Source organism: Nonomuraea sp. NPDC049607 (assembly GCF_040675375.1).
Classification (GTDB): Bacteria; Actinomycetota; Actinomycetes; order Streptosporangiales; family Streptosporangiaceae; genus Nonomuraea.
Genome location: NZ_JBFAOV010000039.1, coordinates 52,180 through 69,483, shown reverse-complemented (window position 1 = coordinate 69,483; position 17,304 = coordinate 52,180). Strand labels below are relative to the sequence as shown.

11 protein-coding genes are annotated in these 17,304 nt (G+C 72.2%); 3 read left to right on the top strand and 8 right to left on the bottom strand.

What is annotated here, in order from left to right; all coding sequences use genetic code 11:
• Positions 1–8: 8 nt before the first annotated feature.
• The 7 genes from AB0J97_RS43545 to AB0J97_RS43515 are packed head-to-tail and all read right to left on the bottom strand — an operon-like array spanning position 9 to position 10,751.
• Positions 9–1,865: a DUF5107 domain-containing protein gene (locus AB0J97_RS43545; protein WP_364100890.1), complete on the bottom strand. Its 1,857-nt coding sequence runs from the start codon at positions 1,863–1,865 to the stop codon at positions 9–11.
• The gene (locus tag AB0J97_RS43540) at positions 1,862–5,572 is read right to left on the bottom strand and encodes a carbohydrate-binding protein (protein WP_364100887.1); all 3,711 of its coding nucleotides are present in this window, start codon (positions 5,570–5,572) and stop codon (positions 1,862–1,864) included. The genes AB0J97_RS43545 and AB0J97_RS43540 overlap by 4 nt, the downstream gene beginning before the upstream one ends.
• Positions 5,569–6,597 (bottom strand): Gfo/Idh/MocA family oxidoreductase, encoded by a 1,029-nt coding sequence (locus AB0J97_RS43535; RefSeq protein ID WP_364100884.1) that lies wholly within the window; start codon positions 6,595–6,597, stop codon positions 5,569–5,571. Before AB0J97_RS43535 ends, AB0J97_RS43540 begins: the two co-directional genes overlap by 4 nt.
• Entirely contained in the window at positions 6,594–7,580 is a 987-nt protein-coding gene (locus AB0J97_RS43530) for a Gfo/Idh/MocA family oxidoreductase (RefSeq protein WP_364100880.1), read from the bottom strand. Before AB0J97_RS43530 ends, AB0J97_RS43535 begins: the two co-directional genes overlap by 4 nt.
• Positions 7,581–7,612: 32 nt before the next feature.
• Complete coding sequence (locus AB0J97_RS43525; protein WP_357700491.1) at positions 7,613–8,497, bottom strand: carbohydrate ABC transporter permease; 885 nt, start codon at positions 8,495–8,497, stop codon at positions 7,613–7,615.
• The gene (locus tag AB0J97_RS43520) at positions 8,494–9,453 is read right to left on the bottom strand and encodes a sugar ABC transporter permease (RefSeq protein ID WP_364100876.1); all 960 of its coding nucleotides are present in this window, start codon (positions 9,451–9,453) and stop codon (positions 8,494–8,496) included. Before AB0J97_RS43520 ends, AB0J97_RS43525 begins: the two co-directional genes overlap by 4 nt.
• On the bottom strand, positions 9,453–10,751 hold the full coding sequence (locus AB0J97_RS43515) for an ABC transporter substrate-binding protein (protein WP_357700487.1): 1,299 nt from the start codon (positions 10,749–10,751) through the stop codon (positions 9,453–9,455). Before AB0J97_RS43515 ends, AB0J97_RS43520 begins: the two co-directional genes overlap by 1 nt.
• A 155-nt stretch (positions 10,752–10,906) precedes the next feature.
• On the opposite strand from AB0J97_RS43515, the gene AB0J97_RS43510 reads away from it, so the two are divergent.
• Both AB0J97_RS43510 and AB0J97_RS43505 read left to right on the top strand, forming a co-directional pair.
• Positions 10,907–12,127: an ROK family protein gene (locus tag AB0J97_RS43510; RefSeq protein ID WP_364100872.1), complete on the top strand. Its 1,221-nt coding sequence runs from the start codon at positions 10,907–10,909 to the stop codon at positions 12,125–12,127.
• Between the two features lie 30 nt (positions 12,128–12,157).
• Positions 12,158–14,428, top strand: a complete 2,271-nt coding sequence (locus AB0J97_RS43505; RefSeq protein ID WP_364100869.1) for an alpha-L-fucosidase — start codon at positions 12,158–12,160, stop codon at positions 14,426–14,428.
• An 81-nt stretch (positions 14,429–14,509) separates the two neighbouring features.
• Here the strand turns inward: AB0J97_RS43505 and AB0J97_RS43500 are convergent, their stop codons facing one another.
• Positions 14,510–16,033, bottom strand: coding sequence for an alpha/beta hydrolase (locus AB0J97_RS43500; RefSeq protein ID WP_364100866.1), 1,524 nt, complete (start codon positions 16,031–16,033; stop codon positions 14,510–14,512).
• A gap of 135 nt (positions 16,034–16,168) precedes the next feature.
• On the opposite strand from AB0J97_RS43500, the gene AB0J97_RS43495 reads away from it, so the two are divergent.
• Entirely contained in the window at positions 16,169–17,299 is a 1,131-nt protein-coding gene (locus tag AB0J97_RS43495) for a histidine kinase (RefSeq protein WP_364100863.1), read from the top strand.
• The last annotated feature ends 5 nt before the right edge of the window (positions 17,300–17,304 follow it).

The following is a 17,304-nucleotide window of genomic DNA, read 5'->3' as shown; positions in this document are numbered from 1 at the left end:
GCCGAGGCTCATCCGGACATGCGGAAGTCGTACCGGGGTGGGACGGGCTCGCCGGGGTGGACGGCCAGCCAGAGCCGGTCGAGGGAGACCTCGCCCTCGCGCAGGTCGTCGACGCGGATGCCCTCCGCCAGCAGGCGGCGCAGGCGGTCGTCGTCGCCGGTCGCGTGCGCGGCCCTGGCCTCGGCCAGCCGGATCCGGCCGTGGTCGCGGTAGGGCAGCTCCTCGATCAGGGCGAGCGCCGCCTCGCACCGCCCGGCCACGAGCAGGGCGTCGAGGGTCTCGACGGCCAGTTCCCGCAGGTCCGGGCGCAGCCGGTGGGCTTCGAGCAGCAGGTCGGCCGCCTCCTGCGGCGACGCGGCGAGGAAGGCCAGGACACGCAGCGCCCATGGGGTCCTCCGCGCGCCGACGGACAGCTCGCAGGCGTCACGGGCCGCGTCGTCCTCACCGTCGGCCAGGCGCATCAGGGCCAGGTGGTAGTACGCGTGCCAGTCGTCCGCGCTGCCCTCCAGCGCCTCCCTCCAGCGCCGGCCGATGATCGGGGGCGCGGGCGGGTCGCAGACCGGCAGCCGGCCGGTGGCCAGTAGTCGCCCCCAGGGCTCCTGTGCGGGGCCCGGCGGCGGGAAGCCGTCGAGTCCCTCCAGCCCGCCCCAGCCGGAGCCCTCGGCCAGCCACTCCTCGGGCGGCCCGAAGGACGCCGCCTCCCCGAGCGCCTCGTCCAGCCGGGCGGGAGGGACGAGCCGTTCCAGCGCCTCGGCCGTAGCCGCGCACGCCTCCCGCCAGTTCCCGTGCGCGGCCGCCGCGTCGACGTCGAGCCGGCCGTACGCCTCCACCCAGGACCAGGTCGCGCCGCCGGGCATCGGCAGGTGCTCCAGCTGGGTCCTGGCGAGCCCGGCCTGGATCTCCAGGTACGGCGAGCCGGGGCCGGACAGCCACTCCTGCCACTGCCGGCCGCCGGCCGTGGCCCCCCAGCAGAACAGCTTGCGCCCGCGCAACCTGCCGGTGGAGGTCTGGACGAGCCCCGACCCGGCCTCGTCCAGGGCCGCGATCCAGCGGCGCTCCCCCTCGGGCAGGTCCAGGAAGTAGTCGGCCGCCCGGACGGCCCGCGCCGGGTAGCTGCGGTCGGCCCCGTCCGCGCCGCCCGCGCCCGGGAAGTCCACGTGCCGCAGATCGCTCACGTAGTCGAAGTGGAAGGCGCGCTCGGCCGGGCAGAGCACCCGGCTCCCCGCGCTCTCCGGGACGGCGATGTTGGACCACCAGTAGACCGGCGTGACCTGGTCGGCGGGGTTGTGGAGGGAGACGTGCACGTAGAGCACCGGCGACCCGGCGGGCAGCCAGGCGTCGATCCGCACGATCAGCCGCCGCAGCCGCTCGAACTCGAACATGCGCAGCACCGGCGTCCCGTCGGCGGCGGTGGCACGGACCGCGTGCAGCGGCTCGCAGGTCAGCGGCCAGTGCCCGGTCGTGCCCAGGTTCCACTCCACCCCGCCGGCGACCCACGCGTCCCGCAGGGCGAGGTTGGCGGGCTGGAGGATCGGGTTGCGGTGCAGCAGCTCCCGGCCGCTGGGCCGGTGGACGAGGGACCACAGGCGCCCGCCGTACCCCGGCAGGAACGTGGCGGTGAGCAGGTCGTTCTCCAGGACCACCGTGGGCAGCTCGCGCTCGGCGCGCTCGCGGCCATACCCCCACTGGCGGGTGTAGGGCAGGAGCGAGCGCGGCCGGCCGTAGGCCAGGTTCCGGCGCATCTCGTCGTCGACGCCCACGCCGTCCCCGGTGGTGGGGGGCACGCCGGTCAGGATCGGCAGCGTCCCCGAGACCGGGTCGGCGGCTCCCTCGATCCGGAGCAGTCCCTTGCGCAAGGAGGTCATGGTGTCACCTCTGCGGTCAGTTCAGAGGTCAGCCCGAAAGTCAGCACGGCGCCGCCCGGCAGCACCGGACGTACCGTGAGCGTGTGCGCCGAGCCCGGCGCGAGCGCGGCGAGCTTCGCCTTGGTCTTGTTCGCCGGGACGCGGGCGACCTCGGTGTCACCGTCGAAGACGGCGTAGCCGGTCGCGATCGGCGACCTGGGCCAGGCGAGCCGCACCGAGTTCTGCTTCTTCGTGACGGTGAGCTCGGCGCCGTCGGCCCACGGGCGCGGCACCTCGACGACGAAGGCGTCGACGATGGCGATCCGTCCGGTGTCGGCGGCGCTCTGCCTGTTGACGACGCGGATCGTGTGCTCGCCCAGCTTCAGGCCGCTCGCCCGGAACACCCGCTGCTGCCCCTGCCGGACCGGGCCGTAGCAGTCCGCCGAGGCCCGTAGCTCGCCGTCCACGTAGAGGTCGACGACCCCCATGTCGGTGTAGCGCTCGGTGAGGAAGCTGATGCCGGTGCCGGTGAAGGTGAGCTCGGCGTAGTCCCCCTTCTCGGTGGAGTAGTGCACGTCGTCGCCGTAGTCGCCGAGTCCGCGGCCCCGGTCCACGCCGAAAGCGCCGGAGTACGTCACTCGCGGGTCGTCGTCGTTGACGTGGGTGAGGAGCAGCGCGGGGTCGGTGACGGTCAGCGAATAGCCGTCCGAGAGGCCGTCGTAGATCGCCGTGATGGTGGTCGATCCCCAGGACGCCGCCTTCACCACGCCGTGCGCGTCCACCGTGGCGACCGACGGGTCCGAGCTGACGTAGGTGACGCCGTCGGAGACCGGGGTGCGGCTGCCGTCGGCGTGCACGGCCTCGGTGGTGATCGTGGCGGTCTGGCCGGCCTTGAGCGCGGTGGCGCCGGTCGCGACGAGCGCCTTGGTCGCGGCGGTGCCCGCGGTGACGGTGAACGCGTCGAGCAGCAGGCCCGTCCCCTCGGCGACGATCCGGAACGTGTGCGCGCCCGCGGTGAGCTTCACCCAGGTGCCGACGGTCGTGAAGTGGCCGTCGCCGCCGGTGTCCGGCACGTGCACCGGGTACCGGTCGCCGTCGACCTCGAAGCGGAAGGAGGTGGCCTTGCCGGACGCGGCGGTGAACGCGACCCGGTAGAGCCCGGTGTGCGGCGCGAGGACGTTCTCGTAGCGCAGGTAGTCGCCCTCGTCCACGTGGCCGACCGCGCGCACGGGGCCGTCGGCGCCCTGGTACGTGCCGACGACGACGCCGGTGTCGGCCCCCTTCCAGGCCCATTCCTGGCCCAGGTTCCACTGCATGGTGTAGTGCTCCGCCTCGATCGTCTGCTCGGCGGCGCCCTGGAGGTCGAAGCGCATCCGGTTCCACACGATGTTGGAGTGGGCCTCGGTCCACACCACCTTGATCGAGTGGGTGCCGGCGGTCAGCGGGAGGACGAAGTCCTCCGTCCGGACACGGTTGACGCCGCCCGTGTCGCGCAGGCTCAGCCCGCCCGACACGTCGGTCCCGTCGACCTCGACCCGGAACGTCAGCGGGTCGGCGTTGACCGTGGAGTACTGGAACTGCAGCAGGTAGTCGCCGCTCGCGGGCACCTCGACGTCGTCGTACCGCAGCCAGTCGCCGGTGTCGACGACCGAGACGCCGGGGGTGCCGTCGTCGCTGACCGCGTCCTCGGCGGCGAGCCAGACGCCCTCCTGAGCGGTGGGCTTCTCGGCCTGGATCGTGATCGACTCGGGCCGCTCGCGGGTGAACCGCATCCAGTTCATGAAGAACCAGCGGCCGTCCTCGCGGATGATCCGGATCGTGTGGCGGCCCTCGGGAAGGGTGAGGTCGCGTTCGACGGTCCGGTAGACGTTATAGCCGCCGGAGTCCGGCACGGTGACCGTGCCCAGCGCGTCCCGGCCGTCCACCTCGACCCGGAAGCGGTTGCCCTGCTCCGACGACACGCGGAACTCGGCCCGGTAGGTCCCGCTCGCGGGCACCACGACGTTGTCGTACTCGGCCCACTCACCGGCCTCGTCCAGGTAGACCGAGCCGAAGCCGCCCTCGGGCGGCGCCTCGACGCCGTACGCGCCCTTGGCCTCGGTGTAGTCCTCGTTCTCGATCCTGAACTGGGTGAGCGGCCCGGCGAGCGCCGCCGGACGCGTGACCTCGGGCACGACCTTGATCGTGCCGATCGGGTACACCTTGCCGGCGCCGTCCGGCATGGCCAGCTCGATGCGCGGCTTGCCGTCGGCGCCGAGCATGGCGACCCCGACGTCGTAGGTTCCGGCGGGGACGCCCGCGGGCAGCGCGAACGCCGAGCGCAGTTCGCGCACGTCCCCCTTGAACCACTTCGTCTGGTCGAGCGAGTCGTCGGTGCCACGCCACACCACCTCGCCCGTGGCACGGTCGGTGAAGCGCACCTCCAGCGGGTACTTGCGCGGGCTGAAGCCGACGCCGTTGTTGGTCCAGGTGTGGGCGAGCGTGAACCGGCCACCGGCCGTGACCTGCGAGTCGTACGTCGCCCGCGGCATGACGAACCGGTAGCCGGAGTAGCGCCCGAGCGTCGTGAACCACTCGCCGTACGCGTCCTTCATCGCCTGCCACTGCGCGAAGCTGGTGTTGTTGATGCCCTGGAGGTTCGAGTGGTAGGCCTCCAGCGCGTTCTTGACGACGAGCCGCGGGTTGTTCAGCATGATCCCGCTGTCCCAGCCCGCGCCCTCCGAGACCTGGATGAGGTCACGGCGGAGCTTGCGGTTGATCCACACGCTCTCGCTGCCGGTGCCGTACTGCATCCACGGGAACGCGCTGTTCACCGTGTCGGACCGCAGGCCCCAGTTCTCATTGCGGGCGGCCTGGTCGTAGCCGAACGCGACGTACCGCTTGGCCTGGGTGTCGGCGTCGGGGTCGGTCGCGACGACGTCCGCGCCGGGGTTCGGCATCATGACCATCGTCCGGGTGAAGGCGTCGGCGTAGATGTCGATGATCGCGCGCAGCGTCTTCGAGCGGGTGGCGTTGTCGGGCCAGGGGAAGTTCATCGCGTCGTTCCAGCCGGACCACTCGCCGAACAGCGCGAAGGCGCGCAGGTCGACCCAGGCCATCCCCGGGTTCGTGTCGTAGCGGGCCGCGAAGGCGCCGACCGCCTCCTTGAGCTCGGCGAGGTAGATCGGGTCGTGGTAGATCGGCTGCCGCGACTTGTAGACCGTGTTGTACGGCGCGAGCCGGAACCCCGCGCCGAGCTTGTCGAAGAGCCAGGCGGGCGGGTACTCGTAGGCGAAGACGCTCGGGTCGTTCTCGATGTCCGGCGCCTCGGACATGAGGAGCTGGAACTCCACGGTCTTGCCCTGCTCGACGATGCGCTTCATGAACGCGTCCAGGCGGTCCCAGGTGAAGGCGTCGTCGTCGGGCTCGAAGTCGGCCCACGCGATCTGGAGCCGTACGATGTCCGCCTCGTCCGGGATCTTCTCCTTGCCGTCGATGAACGCGGTGATCGCGGGGTCGTCGGCGAAGACCCAGCCGCGTTGGCCCGCGGGCTTGGGCGAGTTGATGTCGAAGGCGGTGCCGGTGTACGGGTTGCCGTGCAGCACCTCGTGGGTGTCGGTGAAGGTGACCGTCGTGCGGGGGGCCGGGGTCTCGGCGACCGTCGTGGCGGCGGCGGCGTGACCGGGCACGACGGCCAGGGCCGCGGCGACCACTACGGACAGGGCGGCGCCGAGCAGGCGGCTGCTCATCGGTTCTCCATCTCAAGGCGCACGGGGGCCGTCTCGGTCAGCGACCGGTACGCCGCCTCGACCAGCGCGACGGTGCGGTAGCCCGCCCTCGCGTCCGGCTGGCGGGCCTCGCCGGTGCGCACCGCGTCGAGGAAGGCGCGGATCAGCAGGTCGTCCAGCGGCGCGCCGTACCCGGCGGCGACCGCGCCGCGGCTGTTCCAGCCGGTCAGGACGCCGGCGAAGGGCGCGATCTCGGCCACGCCCTCGGTGCCGACGACGGTCAGCGTGACCAGGTCGCCGGCGTTGGGCCGGCCGGGCGGGCGCGACCAGGAGCAGTCGATCGACGCGATGGCGCCGTCGCGGTAGAGCAGGGAGACGAGCCCGGCGGTCTCGACCGGTGCGGCGGCGCCGTTCTGCCCCGGGTTCGGGATCGTGTTGGCGATGGCGTACACCTCGACGGGGTCCTCGTCCAGGAGGTCGGCGAGCAGGTCGGCCACGTGCACGACGTGGTCGGTCAGGGCGCCTCCGCCGCTGCGCGCCGGGTCGACGAACCAGTCCCGGGTGGTGGGTACGCCGCCGCAGTTCGTGGCCGCGATGGAGACGATCCGGCCGAGGTCGCCGTGTCGTACCGCCGCGCGCAGTTCGGCGTAGGCGGGGGCGAACCTGACCGGGAACGCCGTCATCAGCACGGTGCCCGCGGCGCGGGCGGCGCCGAGCATCTCGGCCGCGTCCGCGAGCGACGTCGCCATCGGCTTCTCGCACAGCACGTGCACGCCCTCGGCGGCGGCGCGGACCGCGAGCTCGCGGTGCCTGACGTTCTCGGCGCAGATCACCACGCCGTCCGGCCGCCAGGCCCAGAGGTCCTCCTCGGTCTCGAACCAGCCGATGCCGAGCTCGTCGGCGAGCGCACGGCCGCCGAGCTCCCCCGAGGGGCGGTCGGCGTGGCCGGCGTCGCACGCCGCGATCTCGACGTCGCCGGCACGGCGCAGCGCGGCGGCGTACTCGGTCGCGTGCAGGTGGGCGAAGGAGAGGATTCCGATCCTCATGCGGCAGAAACCTCTTCCTTGGTGGGCTGAAGGTCGACGGGCAGGCCGGCGGCGGCCGAGCGGGCCACGGCGTCGGCGATGCGCATGGCCTCAAGGCCGTCGAGGGCGGTGACCCTCGGCGCTGCGCCGGTCGCGATGGACCGCATGAAATCCGCCAGTTCGGCGCGATAGGGGCTGGTGAGAGGGGAGAAATCGGGAAGGAGGTCCGCGCCGGGCTCGGCACGCCCCTCGTAGCGGAAGGCGCGGCGCTCGGCGGAGTCGCCGTGCAGGACGCCGTCGGACCCCGCGACCTCGAACTGCGTCCGGAACTCGATCGGAGCGGTGGTCCAGGTGGCGGTGAGCACCGAGATTCCGCCCCCGGCATGCGTCAGGAACGCCTGCGTGCTCTGGCTGCCGTCCACGACGTTCGTCCGGGCGAACACCCGCTCGACGTCGCCGCCGATCCAGCGGGCGACGTCGATGTCGTGGATCATGAGGTCGAGGAGCACGCCGCCCGAGCGGTGCTCGTCGAGATACCAGCCGCTCTGCGGGCTGCGTCCCTGGCGGGTGTGGCGTTGCACGCCGACGCGGCCCACGTCGCCGCGCGTCACCGCGCGCCACAGCTCCTCGTACTCGGCGAAGTACCGGACGACGTGGGCGGGGAAGAGCGGCACCCCGGCCGCGGCGAACCGCGCGACGAGGTCCTCCGCCTCCCCGAGTGTGCGGGTCAGAGGTTTCTCGCACACCGTCGGGAGGCCGTGCTCAAGGGCGGCGAGCGCCAGTTCACGGTGGGTGTGCGTCGGCGTGCAGATGTCGACGACGTCGGCCGCGCCGAGCAGTTCCTCCAGGCCGGCCACGGACCGCCCGCCGCCGTGCCGGGCGATGAGCCGCTCCGCGTCGTCGGCGACGGAGAAGACCACGACGTCGTAGCCGAGGTCGAGCCAGGCCGGCAGATGCGCGTTGGCGATGCCGCCCGCGCCGATGAGTCCGACCGTTCCGTGCATGGGGTGACCATCCGTTTCCGCGCGATTGTCAGTCATTTGCCGATGCCTTGCGTCATGCCGTTGACGATGCGGCGGCCGAACCAGAGGTAGATCACGATCATGGGGAGCACGACGATGACGACGCCGGCGAAGAGCCCGCCCCAGTTCGAGGTGTATTGCATGTTGGAGTAGAAGTTGAGCAGCGCGACGTTCAGCGTCTGCATGCGCTGGTTGGGCACCAGCATCAGCACGATCACGGTCTCGTTCCACAGGCTCAGCACGTTCAGCACGGCCACGGTCGTGATGCCGGGCCTGGCGAGCGGGACCATGATCCGCCAGAAGGTCCTGAACGGCGTCGCGCCGTCCAGGGCCGCGGCCTCCTCCAGCTCGCCGGGCAGCGACCGGAAGTAGCCGATGAGCACGAAGACGCTGAACGGCAGGCTCAGCACGACGTAGAAGAGCGCGACGGTGACGCGTGGATCCCACGCCCCCGTCACCCAGTCGATCATGAACCTCGACAGGCCGACGCCGATGAGCACCATGGGCACGGCGAACGCCTGGAACGGGATGCTCATGCCGACGGCGAAGAACGTCGCGACCGGCCCGCTCGACCGGCCGCCCAGCCGCGCCACCGCGTAGGCCGCCGGGATGCTGAGCCCCATGATGAGCGCCACCGAGACGGTCACCAGGACCACCGAGTTGAGCGCGGCGGCCCCGAGCCCCGAGTCCGACCAGGCGGTGGCGAAGTTCTCCCACATCCAGGTGTCGGGCATCCCCACGGGGTTCGCGAAGATCGACCGTGAGGTCTTGACCGAGTTCAGCATGACCCAGACGACCATGGCGACGTTGAAGAGCACCCACAGCCAGAGACCGGCCCTGATGAGCACGATCAGCGAGGCGCCGAAGACGTCGGCCGGGCGTCGGGCGGAGCCGGTCATGACCACTCCAGCCGGTCGCGCCGCTGGATGCGGCGGGACAGCACGATCAGCCCGACGGTGATGGCCGTCATGACCACCCCGATGGCGGCCGCCTCGCCGAGCTGCGCCATGCCGCCGACGCGTCCGCCCGTGACCCGCAGGTACTGCTCGACGGCGAGGGTCCTGGCCTCCGGCGGAGGGGTGCCCGCCGTGCCGACGAAGGCGATGACGATCTCGAACGTCTTGATGCCGGCGATCGCCCAGAGGGCCGCGGCGATCGCGATCATGTCCCGGGTCAGCGGCAGGGTGACGTACCTGAACTGCTGGATCAGGCCGGCGCCTTCGATGCGGGCCACCTCGTACAGGCTCGGGGGGATCCCGTCCACCGCGGACATCACCAGGACGACGTAGAAGCCGGCCGCGCTCCACACGACCCCGGCCGTGATCACCCGGAAGATGAGCTCGGGCCCGAGCCAGGGCTGGCGCAGCGCGTCCAGGCCGGCCAGTCCGAGGACGCTGTTCACCATGCCCTTCGGGTTGAACAGGAACGAGACCGCGAGACCGACGGCGATCGGTGAGATCATGAACGGCAGGAAGACGGCCGACCGGATGAAGGCGCCGGCGCGAGCGGTGCGCAGCGCGACCATCGCGGCGACCGCGACGAGGAAGAGCGCCGCCCCGACGATCAGCGTCAGCAGGACGGTGTTCAGGAACGACGACAGGAACATCCGGCTCGACAGGAGTTCGGCGTAATTGGCGAGGCCGACCCAGGAGAACTCGGTGCCCAGCCCCGACCACTCGGCGAAACTGAGCACGACGCCGAAGACCGACGGCACGACGAAGAAGAGCAGGTAGGCGATCAGTGCCGGCAGCAGCAACGGGAGGTACATCCGGCGGCGCTCGACGTGCAGGGCGCCGCCGTCGGCCGCCGCCCGCCCTCGGCGTGCCTTGGGCCGCGCCATGGTGTCCGCGACCACTATTCGCCCAGCTCGGCGGTCTGCGCCTTGCCCTCGGCCAGGAACTTGGCGGCGTCGATCGAGCCGCCGACGAGCTTGTCGTCGAGCGGGAGGAAGACGTCGTTGAACCACTTGGGCGCCACGGTGGCGACGCCGTCGAAGTCGAGGCTGACCGCCGTCGCGGTGCGGATCGACTCCTGGATCGAGGTGAGGGCCTCGGGGGCCGGGGAGTCGGCGCGCGACGGGATGTTGTCGGCGTCGGTCGCGATGCGGTCGATGTACTTCTTCTGCATCGCGAAGGCCAGGAAGTCCGCGACCGCCTGCCGGCTCTTCGACTTCGGGTTCATCCCCCAGCCGAGCGCGCCGATCGTGACCGCCGAGCCCTTCGAGGCGTCCACCGGCGGCAACGAGATGATGCGCGCCTTGACCGCCGGGGCGCGGAGCGAGGCCGTCTCGCTGCCGAGCCAGGTGCCGTTCAGGTTGAAGGTGTGGTCGCCGGCCGCCCACGCGTTCTGCGCGTCGGGGAACTTCGTGGCCATGTGGTCGGGCTGGAAGAGCCCGGCCTCGACGAGCGATTCGAGCTCGGTCGCGGCCCGCTTCACCTCGGGACGGTCCCAGGCGCCGGGGTCCTCGGCGAGCTGCCGCAGCGCGCCGGGGCCCGCCGTCGAGAGCAGCAGCTGGTAGAGCCAGAACGCGTTGTAGGAGTTGACCGTGCCGTCGAGCGCGATCGGCCGGCGGCCCGCGGCCTTCTCCTTGCCCGCGACGGCGAGGAAGTCCCCGAAGGTCTTGGGCGGGGTGGTGGCGAAGTCGGGGTAGCGGGCGGCGTCGTACCAGAGGCCCACGGAGAAGACGCTGTGGGGCACGAACCCGTAGCCCTTGTCGTCGCTGATCGCCTTCAGCACGCTCTTCGGCAGGACCTGCTCGATCGTGGCGTTCTCGCCGGGGATCTTGGTCTTGAAGACGTCCGCCATGTCGCCGAGCGCGCCGGCGGCGCGGAACTCGGCGGTGTGGTCGATCGCCGTGTCGAAGAGGTCGGGGCCCTCCCCGGTCGCGATCGCGTTCTTGATCTGCTCTTCCTGGGCCTTGCCGAGCCACTGCACGTCGACCTTGCGCCCGGTCTCCTTGGCGTAGTCGGCGATGATGCTCTCGAAGAGCGTGGCCTGCGGGGTGCCCTTGGCCCACTTTCCCCAGTAGACCAGGGGTTTCGCGTTCGAGTCCGGCGAGGCGCCGGAGGGCTCGCCGCCTTGGAGCTTCGTGCCGCACGCGCTCAGGACGAGGAGCGCGCTGACGACGGCCGTGACGCGGATGCTGTTGCGCATTGCTGTTCCCTTCTGGGGGCAGGCGTCTACGGGGTGCCGTGCGACGCGAGGCGGGACTGCGCTGCGCAATAATAAAGACAGTTTCTGTATTAATGGAAGAGGTTGACCCGTACTCCGTGCGTCACCCGACGCCGCAGGAATCGAGAGGGTTGTGGATGAGTGTGCTGTTCGGACGTGAGCAGAGCCCGCTGCGCCGCGCCGGAGACCAGTCGCGGCTACGGCGCCTGAACTCCCTGGCCGTGATCGAGGCGATCCGGCGGGAGCCGCTCACCATCCCCATGGTCGCCCAGGCCACGGGGCTCTCGAAGACCGCCGCGGACTCCGTCGTCGCCAACCTCGTCACGCTCGGCTGGGCCGTCCCGGTCGAGCCGCTGGCCCCGACCGGCGCCGGTCGGCCGGCCAGCCGCTACCGCTTCCGGGCCGAGGCGGCGGTCGTGGTCGGCATCGACCTCGGCCAGCACACCACCAGGGCCGAGATCGCCGACCTGAACGGCGAGGTGCTGGCCGCGGGGGCGGTCGCCTCGTCCGTCTCGCAGGCCCCCGGCGATCTCGTCGCCGCCGCCGTGCGGGTCGTCGACCGCCTGCTCGCCGAGCAGGGGCGCGGGCGGGCCGAGGTCTGGGCGATCGGCGCGGCCGTGCCCGCCGTGGTCTACCAGGACGTCATCACCAAGGGGGCGGCGGGCTGGGCCGGCTTCAGCGTGCGCGCGGCGCTGGAACCGCACTTCGAGTGCCCGATCGCGGTGGAGAACGACTCGAACCTGGCCGCGTTCGCCGAGGCGTGGAAGGGCAGCGCCACCGACGCGACCTCGACGATCTACGTGCACTCGGGCAACCGCACGGGGGCGGGGCTCGTCCTGAACGGCATGGTCGTCCGCGGCGCGAACGGCGCGGCCGGCGAGATCGGCGCGCTGCCGCACCTCGGCTGGGAGCACGCCCAGGAGTTCCTGCACGACGTGCGGCTCGCCGACGGACGGCGGCTCAACCGCGAGGAGGTGTTCGCCGCCGCGGCCGACGGTGAGGAGCCGGCCGTCCAGGCGGTCGACCGGTTCAGCGGGGAGATCGCGATCGGCATCGCCGCGCTCGTGCTCGCGATCGACCCCGAGATCGTCGTGGTCGGCGGCGGCAACGCGCGTGCCGGCGACACCTTCCTGGAGCCGCTCCGCCGGCACGTCGAGGCCCTGTGCACGGTACGGCCGGCGCCGCCGATCGTGCCCTCGACGCTGAAGGAACGCGGGTCGATCACCGGCGCGGCCGGGCTGGCCGCCAACACCGTCCTGGAGCGGCTCTACGCGGTGGCCTCCGGCGGGCAGACGCTGTCCAGCACCGACGTCCCGCCGTGGCGGTGGACCACGGCGTCGGGTGGAGCCGGGTCGTGACGCCGTCTCGCCCTTCAGGACAGACATCGGATGAATCTGCGCACAGCTCTTGCCGATGCCACGGAGATCGGGCTACGTTTCCTCCAATCTCTCCCCCGCTTTGGAGTGGCCATGGCCCGCTTACGTCGACTTCTCGCCGTCTCCATGCTCAGCATCATCGGATGTCTGCCTGCTCCCGCCCAGGCAGCGACAGACGGCCCCTATGAGCCGACCGTCGAATCGTTGAACAGTCATCCGACCCCGAAATGGTTCAACAACGACAAGTTCGGCATCTTCCTCCACTGGGGGGCGTACTCCGTCCCGGCCTGGGGCCCGCGCGGCAGTTACGCCGAGTGGTACTGGTACTACATGAACTCCCCCGGCAACGCGACCAACAGCTACCACCGGGACACCTACGGCCAGGACTTCTCCTACGACCGCTTCGCCGAGCAGTGGAAGGCGGAGAAGTTCGACGCCGCCGACTGGGTCAAGCTCTTCAACGACGCCGGGGCCAAGTACTTCGTCCTCACCTCCAAGCACCACGAGGGCGTCGCCCTGTGGGACAGCAAGGTGAGCGAGCGCGACACGATGGCGATGGGCCCGAAGCGGGACCTGGCCAAGGAGCTGTTCACCGCGGCCCGCGCCGACGGGAAGCTGCGCGCGGGCTTCTACTACTCGCTCATGGAGTGGTACAACCCGCTGTTCACCGGTCAGCCGGCGACCAACCCGTACACCGGTCAGCCCGTGCCGTACACCGGGGCTCCGCAGAGCGGCGACTACGTCAAGGACTACATGCTCCCGCAGATGCGCGAGCTGATCGACGGCTACGACCCCGACATCCTGTGGTGCGACGGCCAGTGGGACCGTTCGGCCGCCCAGTGGCAGACCGCGGGGGTGATCGCCGACTACTACAACCAGGCGGCCAAGAAGGGCAAGGAGGTGGCGGTCGCCAACCGGTGCAAGATCGAGAGCGGCGCGCTGGAGAGCCACGAGCTGGACTTCCAGACGCCCGAGTACTCCGTCAAGCCGGACATCGACCCCGTCAAGTGGGAGTCCAGCCGCGGCATCGCCCACTCCTACGGCTACAACCAGAACGAGCCCATCGAGGACTACCTGACCTCCGACCAGCTCGTGGACTCCTTCGTGGACATCGTCAGCAAGAACGGCAACCTGCTGCTGGACGTGGGCCCGAAGGCCGACGGCACCATCCCCGAGGTGCAGCGCGAACGGCTGCTGGACATGGGCTCCTGGCTGAAGGTCAACGGCGAGGCCATGTACGGCACCACGTACTGGAACCGGGCCGAGGAGAAGGGCGGCCCGGACGACCTCCGGTACACCGTCAAGGACGGCGTGCTCTACGCGACCGCGCTGAAGTGGCCGGGTGAGCAGCTCACCCTGGGCGCGGACGTCCCGGCGGGCCCCGGAACGCGGATCACGCTGCTCGGCTCCGACGGCGGCCCGCTGCCGTGGCAGCGCGACGAGCAGGGCCGGGTGGTCGTCACCACCCCCGCCGAGACCGGGCAGTACGCCTACTCCTTCAAGATCGAGACGCCCGGCGTGTCGGCCCTGCCGCGCTTCGGCACCGACCTGCCCGAGCAGGTGCAGGCCGGTGAGACCGTCACCGGCAAGGTGACCGTCACCAACCCCGGCGCCACGACCCTGCGCGCGGCCTCGCTGGCCCTCACCGCGCCCGAGGGCTGGACGGTGACCCCGGCGACCAGCCGGATCGGCCACCTGGCGGCCGGGGCGAGCGCCGAGGTGCCCGTCACCGTGACCGTGCCGGCCGGTGCCCAGCCCGCGGCGCTGGCGATCCAGGCGACGCTCAAGTCCGGACGCCTCCGCGCGCCGTACTCGATGCCCGTCTCGGTGGTCCTGCCCAACCTGGCCGAGGGCAAGCCGGCCACCCAGCAGAGCACCGGCTACGACGCCCCGGCCTCGCGGGCCGTGGACGGCAACACCGACGGGAGCTTCTGGAGCGGTTCGGTCACCCACACCGCGGAACCGGCCAAGGAAGCCTGGTGGCAGGTCGATCTGGGAGCCTCGGCCGACCTGGACAGCGTCGAGATCTGGAACCGCACCGACTGCTGCGCCGACCGGCTGCGGGACTACTGGGTGATGTCCTCCGAGCAGCCGATCACCGCGGACGGCCTGGAAGCGGCCCGCACGACACCGGGCGTGACCGCCGTGCACGTGCAGGAGCAGGCCGGGCGGCCCAGCACGATCAGGCTGCCCGCCGGCACGACCGGGCGGCACGTGCGCATCCAGCTCTCCTCGGCCACCAACCCCCTGGCCCTGGCAGAGGTACGGGTGAGAGGCCGCTAGCGAGACGGCGGACCACAGCGCGCCGATCGCCGTGCGGGTGCGCGGCGGTCGGCGCCGACGCGTGTGACGGCGGCGGGCGGGTCAGGGGCGGCAGGTCTGGTCGGTGGCGGGGAGGGCGCCGGTGGCCAGGTAGGCGTTGACCTTGGCGTCCACGCAGGCGTCGCCGTACTCGCCGTAGATGCCGTGGGCGGTGACGCCGCGCAGGGTGAGCAGGCGGGAGCCGGTCAGCGCCCGGTGCATGGCCTTGCTGCCCTGGTAGGTGGTGGCGGTGTCGCCGGTGGCGGACACGATCAGCGCGGGGGTGGCGTTGGCGACGCGCGTGAGGCGCTCGCGCGGCCGCGTCGGCCAGAACGCGCAGGGCCAGATGTTGTTCTTGACCGGGCCGAAGAGCGGGTGGCGCACACGGCTGCGCTGGACGTCGTCCCAGTAGACGTCGGGGTCGCGCGGCGCGGCCCGGTCGCCGCAGGTGATGGCGGCGGCCGGACCGGCGAGCGGGGAGCCGACGCCGGTCAGGACGAACGCGAGGAAGCCGGCGAGTTCGGCGCCCGGTTCGGCCGGGCGGCCGTGCGCGGCCTCGTTCAGGGTCCGGACGGTTGCGGCGAACTCGGCGCGGGCCTCCGGGCGGTCGTTGGCGGAGCCGACGGACAGGATGTACGGGACCGCCTGGTCGTCCACCTCGTACCGGCCGACGCGCAGCGGGCCGTCCTCGGCGGCGGCGACGATCGTGTCCACGGTGGCGAGCACACCGGCGGTGGTGGCGCCGAGGCCGTAGGCGCCGTGACGGGCGGCGGCCCAGGACGCCCAGCCGCGCAGCGCGCGGTCCGCCTCGTCCTCGCTGCCCCGCATCGCCCTGGGGCCCCACTTGTCCGGGTCGCCCGCGCTGTCCAGGACCACGCGGTCGGTGCGGCCGGGGAACAGCTGGGTGTAGACCGCGCCCAGGTAACTGCCGTAGGAGTAGCCGAGGAAGGAGATCCGGCGCTCCCCGAGGGCGCGGCGCACGAGGTCGAGGTCGCGGGCCGTGTCGCGGGTGTTGGCGTACGGGAGCACGTCGGCGTGACGCTCGGCGCAGCGCTCGGCCAGGTCGCGCTGCACCGCCACCTGGTGATCGAACCGGGCGCGGGTCGCGCCGGCCGAGCGGACCCACAGGCCGATGGGCCAGCCGCAGTCGAGCGGCGTGCTGCGCCCGACGAAACGCGGGTCCAGCCCGACGATGTCGTACCGGGCGGCGACGTCCTTCATGGCCGCGCGGGTCCGCAGGGGCATGTCCAGCGTGCTCTCGCCGGGGCCGCCGCTGTTGAGCACCAGGGTGCCGATGCGGTGGGCGCGGTCGGCGGCGGGGATGCGGGACAGCGCGAGTTCGATCGTGCGGCCGCCCGGCCTGGAGTGGTCGAGCGGGACGGTGAGCGTCGCGCAGCGTGCGCCCGCCCGGTCGAGCTCCTTGCCCACGGCGTCGTCGGAGCCCTGGGCGCACGGCTTCCAGTCGAGCGACGGGGGCGCGACGGCGTCGGCGCCGGCCGGGGGCGCGAAGGCGGACAGGGCGATCAAGGCGGTCAGGGCGGTCAGGGCGGCGACCGGGACCAGGCGTCTCGCACGTGTCGGTTTCATGGCCGGGGACGCTATTGCGGCCGCAGGCCCGGCACGATACAGCCGGCCGCACGCGCCTTGGTACAGCCCGCTGTAGTGTCCGGCGGGACATGGTGACAAATACTGGGATCCGTACGGAGTCGTGAGGAGGTGCGCATGCGTGACCGTGCGTTCTCCGGCTCGATCTACCTGCTGGGCACGCTGGCCACCGCCGTGGCCACGGCGCTCGCCCTGCCGGTGCTGCTCGCGCCGGCGGCCGGGCGGGGCTGGGCGGCCTGGCACCGCCGGCGGGCCGGCGGGCTGCTCGGCGTCCCGGCCGACGGGCGGCCGGGCGGGCGGCGGGATCTCCCCTGGGCCCTCGCGCACGTCGCCGTCGGGTTCCCGCTCGGGCTGGCCGCCCTGCTGTGCCTGGGCAACATCGTGGTCGCCGCGGTGGCGATGTCCCTGTGGTGGGCGTTCCCCGTCGGCGTGCGGCCCACGTTGTTCTCCTTCTACGACGTCCAGGTGGGCGACTGGGTGACCGCGCTGGTCGGGGGCGCCGCGCAGATCGCCGTCCTCGGCGCGGCGGCCTGGTGGGGGCTGCCGGTGCTGGCGCGGCTGCACGCCCGGCTGTGCCTGGCGCTGCTCACGCCGTCGGCCCGCGAACGGCTCACCGAGCGGGTCGACGTGCTGACCAGGAGCCGCGTCGGCGTGGTCGACGCCCACGGCGCGGAGCTCCAGCGCATCGAACGCGATCTCCACGACGGGACGCAGGCGCGCCTGGTGACCATCGCCATGCATCTGGGCCTGGCCCGGGAGTCGCTCGCCGACGACCCGGAGACGGTCGCGGCGCTGCTCCGGCAGGCGCACGAGACGGCCGAGGAGGCGATGGCCGAACTGCGCACGGTGCTCCAGACGATCTACCCGCCGATCCTGGCCGACCGCGGGCTCGACGGCGCGCTGACGGCGCTGGCCGCCCGGTCGGGCGTGCCGGTCCACATCGAGCTCGCCGAGCTGGGCGTGCTCCCGGCGTCCGTGGAGACGGTGGCCTACTACGTGATCGCCGAGGCGCTGACGAACGTGGCCAAGCACGCCGCCGCCACCCGGGCGGCCCTGCGGGTCGAGCGGTCCGGCGACGTGCTGTCCATCGAGGTCACCGACGACGGGAAGGGCGGCGCCGACGAGGCGCGCGGCACCGGGATCCCCGGGATCCGCCGGCGGGTCGCCGCCCTCGACGGCGTGGTCCGCCTCGACAGCCCCGCGGGCGGCCCCACCACGCTCGCCGTCCGGATGCCGTGCGCATTGTGATCGTT